Genomic DNA, 8,459 nt, shown 5'->3' with positions numbered 1-8,459 from the left:
CCCGGTCAGCCGCGTCCTGCCCGTCTACGAGCAGTGGATGGCCCGCTGGCCCCGCGCTGCCCGCGCTCACCGCCGGGTGCCGGCCACCGCCGCGGCGCGCGTCCCCGGTCCGGCCGGCGGCTGCCGGGCGGGGCGCGGCGCGTTCGGCCCGAGCCGTCCGGCGGTGAGCGCGGGCAGCGCGGGGACCGCCCGGAGCGGGCAGTCCCGCGGCGCGCCGCGCCGGACGCGGGAGGATTCCGCCCGGTCTGCGCGGCAGGCGGGCGGCCGGGCGGCACCGCTGCCGATCGCCGGGTGCCCCTCGTCTCCTGGGGTGGCGGTTCCCCCGCCGAGGCGGGTCGGCATGGCAGGATCGAAAGGCCATGACTGCTCCCACGAAGCCCCCGCACACCGGTACCGCCGACACCGCGCCCGAGCCGTCGCCCGGAGCGCCGCTGCACGCCCCCGTCATCGACTGGTTCGACCAGAACGCCCGCGACCTGCCGTGGCGGCGTCCCGAGGCCGGTCCCTGGGGGGTGATGGTCAGCGAGTTCATGCTCCAGCAGACCCCGGTCAGCCGCGTCCTGCCCGTCTACGAGCAGTGGATGGCCCGCTGGCCCCGCCCCGCCGACCTGGCCGCGGAGTCCCCCGGCGAGGCCGTGCGCGCCTGGGGCCGGCTCGGCTACCCGCGCCGCGCCCTGCGCCTGCACGGCGCGGCCGTCGCCATAACGGAGCGGCACGGCGGCGACGTGCCGTCCGACCACGCCCAGCTGCTCGCGCTGCCCGGCATCGGCGAGTACACGGCCGCGGCCGTCGCCTCCTTCGCCTACGGGCGGCGGCACCCGGTGCTCGACACCAACGTCCGCCGGGTGTTCGCCCGCGCGGTCACCGGTGTGCAGTACCCGCCGAACGCCACCACCGCCGCCGAGCGCAGGCTCGCCCGCGCGCTGCTGCCGGACGACGAGCAGACCGCCGCGCGCTGGGCCGCCGCCTCGATGGAGCTGGGCGCGCTGGTGTGCACGGCGAAGAACGAGGCGTGCCACCGCTGCCCGATCGCCGCGCAGTGCGCCTGGCGGCTGGCGGGCAAGCCGGAGCACCAGGGGCCGCCGCGCCGCGGCCAGACGTACGCGGGCACGGACCGCCAGGTGCGCGGCCGGCTCCTCGCCGTGCTGCGGGAGGCGCACGGGCCGGTGCCGCAGACGGCCCTGGACCGGGTGTGGCACGAGCCGGTGCAGCGCGCCCGCGCCCTGGACGGCCTCGTCGCCGACGGTCTGGTGGAGCCGCTGCCGGGCGGGCTGTACCGGCTGCCGCTGACCTGACGCGCCGCCGCACGAGGACCGCACCGCCGCCCGGGTTTCCGCGACGACACCCCGACGCCGACAAATCACCCCGTACGGTCATCCATCGGACCGCCGCCCTTCCCCGTTCCGCTGTCCGTTACACAACCGACGGACAGCTGAGCGCCGACCGCAGGCTGCTTCGGACAGCGCCGTGACAACGCCTCCGTAGCTTCCTTCCCATGCCCGGCTGAGCGGGCGGCCGAGGAAGACGGGGAACGGAGGCGGTTGGTCATGGCGCAGGGTGAGGTGCTCGCGTTCGAGGAGTACGTCCGCACCCGGCAGGACGCGCTGCTGCGCAGTGCCCGCCGGCTGGTCCCGGACCCGGTCGACGCCCAGGACCTGCTGCAGACCGCGCTGGCGCGGACGTACGGCCGCTGGGAGGGGATCGCCGACAAGCGGCTGGCCGACGCCTATCTGCGCCGGGTCATGATCAACACGCGGACGGAGTGGTGGCGGGCCCGGAAGCTGGAGGAGGTCCCGACCGAGCAGCTCCCGGACGCGTCCGTGGCGGACTCCACCGAGCAGCACGCGGACCGCGCGCTGCTGATGGACGTGCTGCAGGTGCTCGCCCCGAAGCAGCGCAGCGTCGTCGTGCTGCGACACTGGGAGCAGATGTCCACGGAGGAGACGGCCGCCGCCCTCGGCATGTCGGCCGGAACGGTCAAGAGCACGCTGCATCGGGCGCTCGCCCGGCTCCGCGAGGAGCTCCAGGCCCGCGATCTGGACGCACGCGCGCCGGAGCGTGAGGAGCGGGAGCGTTGCGCGGCCTGACCGGCGCGGGGCCCGCCCGGGCCCGGGGCATCCGTCCGGCGGCGGCCACGGGGACGGCCGCGCTCGCCGCCGTCGCCCTGTTCGCCTCCGCCTGCGCCACCGGCGGCACCGGCGCCCGCGACGAGGGCCCGGCGCGCGCCGCCTCGGCGGCCGGCGCCACCCCCTCCTCCGGCGCCGCGCCGGACTCCCCCGCCGACGCCCCGGACCGGGTGGACGCGGTCCGGCTGGTCAAGGACGACCCGGCGGTCTCGGCGGAGGTCAAACGGGACCTGAAGCCGTGCGTCGCCGACGAGTACCCCGTCGACGTGTCGTACGGGAACCTGACCGGCGGCCCGGCCGACGACATCGTCGTCAACGTGCTGACCTGCGGTGACGCGGTGGGTGTGGGGGCGTACGTGTACCGCGGGGAGAACGGCTCCTACGCGAGCGTGTTCAAGGCCGAGGAACCGCCGGTCTACGCGGAGATCGACCGCGGCGACCTGGTGGTGACCAAGCAGGTCTACGAGAAGGGCGACCCGGTGTCGAGTCCGTCCGGCGAGAACGTGATCACCTACCGCTGGGCCTCGGACCGGTTCGCCGAGAAGTTCCGCACGCACAACGACTACGGCAAGGTCACCGGCGGGGGGCCCACGCCGGCCCCCGGCGGCTGAGGGGCCGCGCGGACCGGTCCGGGGCCCCGGTGAACCCGGCACACGCTTCCCGCGTCCGCTCAAGGGGGACCACCGCACACCCGAACCGCACGCAACCGCACGAGATCGCACGAGGACTGAGAGCACCGGGATGGCAGACCAGACCCACGTCCTGTTCGTCGAGGACGACGACGTCATCCGCGAGGCGACCCAGCTCGCCCTGGAGCGGAACGGCTTCGCCGTCACCGCGATGCCCGACGGGCTGTCGGGCCTGGAGGCGTTCCGGGCCGACCGCCCCGACATCGCGCTGCTGGACGTCATGGTGCCCGGCCTCGACGGCGTCAGCCTGTGCCGGCGCATCCGGGACGAGTCCACCGTTCCGGTGATCATGCTGTCGGCGCGGGCCGACTCCATCGACGTGGTGCTGGGCCTGGAGGCGGGCGCCGACGACTACGTGACCAAGCCGTTCGACGGGGCCGTCCTGGTCGCCCGGATCCGCGCGGTGCTGCGCCGCTTCGGCCACGCGAGCGGCGCCCGGGGCGAGGACCGGTCCGCCCCGGCCACCGGCGGGGTGCTGGCCTTCGGCGACCTGGAGGTCGACACGGACGGCATGGAGGTGCGCCGGGCCGGGCGGCCGGTGGCGCTCACCCCGACCGAGATGCGGCTGCTGCTGGAGTTCTCCGCCGCGCCGGGCACGGTCCTGTCCCGCGACAAGCTGCTCGAACGCGTGTGGGACTACGGCTGGGGCGGTGACACGCGGGTCGTCGACGTCCATGTGCAGCGGCTGCGGACGAAGATCGGCCAGGACCGCATCGAGACGGTCCGCGGCTTCGGCTACAAGCTGAAGGCCTGAGCGCGGTGGCGCGAGGCTGCCCGCGACGCCCGCTCGTCTGGTGGGGGGAGCACGCGGACATCCGCACGGGCCTGAGGTGGAAGCTCAGCGCGGCCATCGCCCTGGTCGGGGCGCTGGTCGCGATCGTGCTGAGCCTGGTGGTGCACAACGCGGCCCGGGTGTCGATGCTGGACAGCGCCCGCGACCTCGCCGACGAACGCATCATGATCGCCCAGCGGAACTACGAGCTGTCCGGGCGGGCGAACTTCCCCGACACGCGGATCGACGACCCCGATCTGCCGGAGGAGCTGCGCCGGAAGGTCGCGCAGGGACGGCGGGCGACGTACGTGGCCGACCCGCCGGGCGGCGCGCCGGACATATGGGCGGCGGTGCCGCTGACGGACGGGCACGTGCTGTCCCTGCGCACCGGGTTCACCGACCGCAGCTCGGGCATCCTGGAGGACCTCGACCAGGTCCTGGTGATCGGCTCCACCGCGGTCGTGTTCGGCGGCAGCGCGCTCGGCGTGCTCGTCGGCGGGCAGCTGTCGCGCCGGCTGCGCAAGGCGGCGGCCGCGGCGAACCGGGTCGCGAAGGGCGAGACGGACGTACGGGTGCGGGAGGCCATCGGCGGTGTCGTGCGGGACGAGACCGACGACCTGGCCAGCGCGGTCGACGCGATGGCGGACGCGCTGCGGCAGCGGCTGGAGGCCGAGCGGCGGGTCACCGCCGACATCGCGCACGAGCTGCGCACCCCGGTGACCGGGCTGCTGACCGCGGCCGAACTGCTGCCGCCGGGACGGCCGACGGAACTGGTGCTGGACCGGGCCAAGGCGATGCGCACGCTGGTGGAGGACGTGCTGGAGGTGGCCCGGCTCGACGGGGCCTCGGAGCGGGCCGAGCTGCAGGACATCATGCTGGGCGAGTTCGTCGCCCGGCGGGTCGCGGCCAAGGACCCGGACGCGCAGGTGCGGGTGGTGCACGAGTCGGAGGTGACGACCGACCCGCGCCGCCTGGAGCGCGTGCTGTTCAACCTGCTCGCCAACGCCGCCCGGCACGGCAGGCCGCCCGTCCGGGTCACCGTGGAGGGCCGGGTCGTCCGGGTCCGCGACCACGGCCCCGGCTTCCCCGAGGACCTGCTCGCGGAGGGCCCGAGCCGCTTTCGCACCGGCAGCGAGGACCGCTCCGGCCACGGCCACGGCCTGGGCCTGACCATCGCGGCCGGGCAGGCGCGGGTGCTGGGCGCCCGGCTGACGTTCCGCAACGTGCGGCCGCCGGGGGCGCCGGCGCGGGGGCCGGCCGAGGGCGCGGTCGCGGTGCTGTGGCTGCCGGAGCACGCGCCGACGAACACCGGCAGCTATCCGGTGCTGCCGGTGCCGGAGGAGCGGGGCCCCCGGCGGCGCTCCTTGCGGCGCTCCTTGCGGCGTTCCCGGTGACGTTCCGGGCTCTCCCCGCGGCGTTCCCCGTGACGTCCCGGCGGCTTTCCCCGGCGGCGCTCCCGGTGAGGTTCCCTCGGGTGCGGCCGGCCGGCGGGGCGGCCGGCGGGCCGGCCCGTGCGAGCGCCGGCGGCACGGGGCGCCGACACCGGCCCCGTGCCGCCGGCCCGCTCAGACGGCCTCGGCCACCGGCGTCTTCGCCGCCGTACCGGCGTCCGCCGGGTCCTCCCCCGCCGCCGGTCCCGCGCCCTTCAGCGGCGTCTCCTTCACGAACACCGCCGCCACCAGCGCCGGCACCGACACCGCGGCGCCCAGCAGGAACGCCCCGTGGATGCCGGCGGACACCGCGTACTGGTACGCCTCCCGCGCCGCCGCCGGCAGCTTGGCCAGGCTCGCCGCGTCCAGCTGCGCGGACTGCTCGGTCACCTTCGAGCCCAGCGTCCCGGCCCGCTCGGCCATGACGTCCTGGACGCGGTGGTTGAACAGCGCGCCCATGATCGCCACGCCGAAGGAGGAGCCGAGCGTACGGAAGAGGGTGGTGGAGGAGGACGCGACGCCCATGTCCTTCATCTCCACGCTGTTCTGCGCGACCAGCATGGTGATCTGCATCAGGCAGCCCATGCCGAGGCCGAGCACGGCCATGTACACGCCGGACGTGAACCGCGAGGTGCCCGTGTCCATCAGCGACAGCAGGTACAGCCCGGCGATCATCAGGGCGCCGCCGGCGATGGGGAAGACCTTGTACCGGCCGGTGCTCGTGGTCACCCGCCCCGCGATCATCGAGGTGACGAGCATCGCGCCGAGCATCGGCAGGAGCAGCAGCCCGGAGTTGGTCGCGGAGGCGCCCTGCACCGCCTGCTGGTACAGCGGCAGGAAGAGCGTGGCCCCGAACATCACGAAACCGGTGAGGAAGCCGATCACGGACATCAGGGTGAAGTTGCGGCTGCGGAAGATGTGCAGCGGCAGGATCGGCTCGGCGGCCCTGGCCTGCCAGAACACGAACCCGACGAGCGCGGCCGTCCCGATGCCGATGAGCTCCATGATCCGTACGGAGGTCCAGGCGTACTCCGTGCCGCCCCAGGTGGTGACGAGCACGATCGCGGTGATGCCGACGGTCAGCAGCACGGCGCCCAGGTAGTCGATCCGCGCCTCGGCCCGCTTCTTCGGCAGGTGCAGGACCGCGCCGACGGCGGCCAGGGCGACCGCGCCGAGCGGCAGGTTGATGTAGAACGCCCAGCGCCAGCCCCAGTTGTCGGTGATGGTGCCGCCGACCAGCGGGCCGCCGATCATCGCCAGCGCCATGACGGCGGCCATCATGCCCTGGTACCGGCCGCGCTCCCGGGGCGGGATCAGATCGCCGATGATCGCCATGACCCCGACCATCAGACCGCCCGCGCCGAGGCCCTGCACCGCCCGGAAGCCGATGAGCTGGCCCATGTCCTGAGCCATGCCGCTGAGCGCCGAGCCGATCAGAAAGATCACGATCGACGCCAGGAACGAGCCCTTGCGCCCGAACAGGTCGCCGAGCTTGCCCCAGATCGGGGTGGAGGCCGCGGTCGCCAGGGTGTAGGAGGTCACCACCCACGACAGATGTTCCAGACCGCCCAGTTCGCCGACGATCGTCGGCATCGCGGTGCCGATGATCATGTTGTCGAGCATCGCGAGCATCATCGCGATCATCAGGGCGAGCAGGACGACCCGCACGCTCCTCGGCTGCTTCCCCTGTTTCTCCGCCCCCGCGTCGGCCGCCGCGGCCGCCGTCGTCTCCGTCATCGCTCCCGCTCCCCCAGCTCACGCTACTTACTTGCCGACCGGCTAGTGACTACACTCGGGAAGGTAGACGCGTAACTAGCCGGGCGTCAAGTAAGTTTCCGGGGAGGGGCGCGGCGTAGGAGGATGGGCGGCACGATGGACGGCACCAGACAGCGGCGTCGCGGGGACACCCGCCAGCGCATCCAGGACGTGGCGCTCGAACTGTTCGCGGAGCAGGGCTACGAGAAGACCTCGCTGCGCGAGATCGCCGAGCGCCTGGAGGTCACCAAGGCCGCCCTGTACTACCACTTCAAGACGAAGGAAGAGATCCTCGTCAGCATCTTCGAGGACCTCTCCCGGCCGATCGAGGACCTGGTCGCGTGGGGCCGCGCCCAGCCCCCGACCCTGGAGACGAGGCAGGAGGTCGTCCGCCGCTACAGCGATGTGCTGGCGGGCGCGGCCCCGCTGTTCCGCTTCATGCACGACAACCAGGCGACCGTGCGCGAACTGCGCATCGGCGAGATGTTCAAGAACCGCGCGCTCGGCCTGCGGGACATCCTGGTCGACCCGGAGGCCGACCTGGTCGACCAGGTCCGCTGCGTCAGCGCCCTCTTCACGCTGCACGCCGGGATGTTCGCCCTCCACGACCTCGGCGCCGATCCCGAGGCCAGGCGCAAGGCCGTTCTGGAGGTCGCGGTCGACCTGATCGCACAGGCGCACCGGGACGGCTGAGCGGGGTCGGCCGCGAGGGGCCGGCCGCCGTCAGACCGTGACGCCCCTGGCGCGCAGGAAGGCGACCGGGTCGACGGCCGAGCCGTAGTTCGCGGTCGTGCGGATCTCGAAGTGCAGGTGCGGGCCGCTGGAGTTGCCGGTGTTGCCGGACCGGGCTATGTGCTGGCCGGTGGCGACGACCTGACCGACCTTCACGTCGATCCGCGACAGGTGGGCGTACTGGGAGTACGTGCCGTTGCCGTGCTTGATGACGACGGCGTTGCCGTACGCGGGACCGTCACCGGCGCCGTTGGGGCCGGCCTTGACGACGGTGCCGCCGTGCGCGGCGACGACGCTGGTGCCGGTCGGCACGGCGAAGTCCTGGCCGCTGTGGGTGGACTGCCACATGGCGCCGGACTGGGCGAAGCCGGCGGAGAGACGGTAGTTCTTCACCGGGTCCACCCAGGAGGCGGTCTGCGCGGCGGCCTTCACCGCAACCGCCTTCTTCACCGCCGTGGTGGCCTTCGCGGCCTTCACCGCCTGCGCCGCCTTCACCGCCTGCGCCGCCTTCGCGGCCTCGGCCTGGGCGGTGGCCTGCGCCTGGACGGCCGCCGCGACGTCGGGGGCCGCGGTGGTCTCGACGGCGGTGGCGAGGCCGGAGACCGCCGTGGTGTCGACGGCGACCGCGACCCCGGCCCCCAGTACGGCCGAAGCCCCCAGGCCGGCGGCCAGTACGGCAGCCCGGGTGCGGAGCAGGGACGTACGGGAAGAACGGGACGTGACGCGCTGGGACATCTGAACCTCATGGGGACGGGGACAAGAGAACACCCGGCGCACAGTCGGTCGCCGGATGGGCCATCCCTTGGTAACCCCGGGGGACGGACCGGCTCAAACACCCCTTCTACGACGCCGCATAGTATCTGCTCACAAGTTTCGACTTCGCGGCAGAAGTCTCATAATCCTCAAATCCACCCATATAGGCCCAGTTGGCCTTGAGGTCGCAGGCGAAGAGCCC

General features: G+C 73.8%; 8 protein-coding genes. 6 read left to right on the top strand and 2 right to left on the bottom strand.

All coding sequences use genetic code 11. The features are described from left to right. Positions 1–359 precede the first annotated feature (359 nt). The 5 genes from ABD363_RS28885 (at position 360) to cseC (ending at position 4,981) form a co-directional block, all read left to right on the top strand. Complete coding sequence (locus ABD363_RS28885) at positions 360–1,295, top strand: HhH-GPD family protein (RefSeq protein WP_344608814.1); 936 nt, start codon at positions 360–362, stop codon at positions 1,293–1,295. A gap of 252 nt (positions 1,296–1,547) precedes the next feature. Then, on the top strand, positions 1,548–2,087 hold the full coding sequence (locus ABD363_RS28880; RefSeq protein ID WP_344608812.1) for a SigE family RNA polymerase sigma factor: 540 nt from the start codon (positions 1,548–1,550) through the stop codon (positions 2,085–2,087). Next, positions 2,075–2,737 carry a hypothetical protein gene (locus ABD363_RS28875; RefSeq protein ID WP_344608810.1) on the top strand — a complete coding sequence of 221 codons (663 nt, stop codon included), beginning with the start codon at positions 2,075–2,077 and terminating at the stop codon, positions 2,735–2,737. The genes ABD363_RS28880 and ABD363_RS28875 overlap by 13 nt, the downstream gene beginning before the upstream one ends. A gap of 130 nt (positions 2,738–2,867) precedes the next feature. Beyond that, entirely contained in the window at positions 2,868–3,569 is a 702-nt protein-coding gene (gene cseB / locus ABD363_RS28870; protein WP_344608808.1) for a two-component system response regulator CseB, read from the top strand. A 5-nt stretch (positions 3,570–3,574) separates the two neighbouring features. Next, positions 3,575–4,981 (top strand): two-component system sensor histidine kinase CseC, encoded by a 1,407-nt coding sequence (gene cseC / locus ABD363_RS28865; RefSeq protein ID WP_344608806.1) that lies wholly within the window; start codon positions 3,575–3,577, stop codon positions 4,979–4,981. A gap of 171 nt (positions 4,982–5,152) precedes the next feature. Here cseC and ABD363_RS28860 read toward each other — a convergent pair whose 3' ends face one another. After that, a complete protein-coding gene (locus ABD363_RS28860) occupies positions 5,153–6,754 on the bottom strand; it encodes an MDR family MFS transporter (protein ID WP_344608804.1) in 1,602 nt (533 codons plus the stop codon). Positions 6,755–6,877: 123 nt separating this feature from the next. On the opposite strand from ABD363_RS28860, the gene ABD363_RS28855 reads away from it, so the two are divergent. Next, positions 6,878–7,465 (top strand): TetR/AcrR family transcriptional regulator, encoded by a 588-nt coding sequence (locus ABD363_RS28855; RefSeq protein WP_344608802.1) that lies wholly within the window; start codon positions 6,878–6,880, stop codon positions 7,463–7,465. Between the two features lie 30 nt (positions 7,466–7,495). Here ABD363_RS28855 and ABD363_RS28850 read toward each other — a convergent pair whose 3' ends face one another. Further along, positions 7,496–8,239, bottom strand: coding sequence for a M23 family metallopeptidase (locus ABD363_RS28850; RefSeq protein WP_344608800.1), 744 nt, complete (start codon positions 8,237–8,239; stop codon positions 7,496–7,498). Positions 8,240–8,459 lie beyond the last annotated feature (220 nt).

It is taken from the genome of Streptomyces glaucus (assembly GCF_039533365.1).
Classification (GTDB): Bacteria; Actinomycetota; Actinomycetes; order Streptomycetales; family Streptomycetaceae; genus Streptomyces; species Streptomyces glaucus.
Note: the sequence above shows the minus strand (reverse complement) of the source record. Positions and strands in the feature narration are given on the sequence as shown.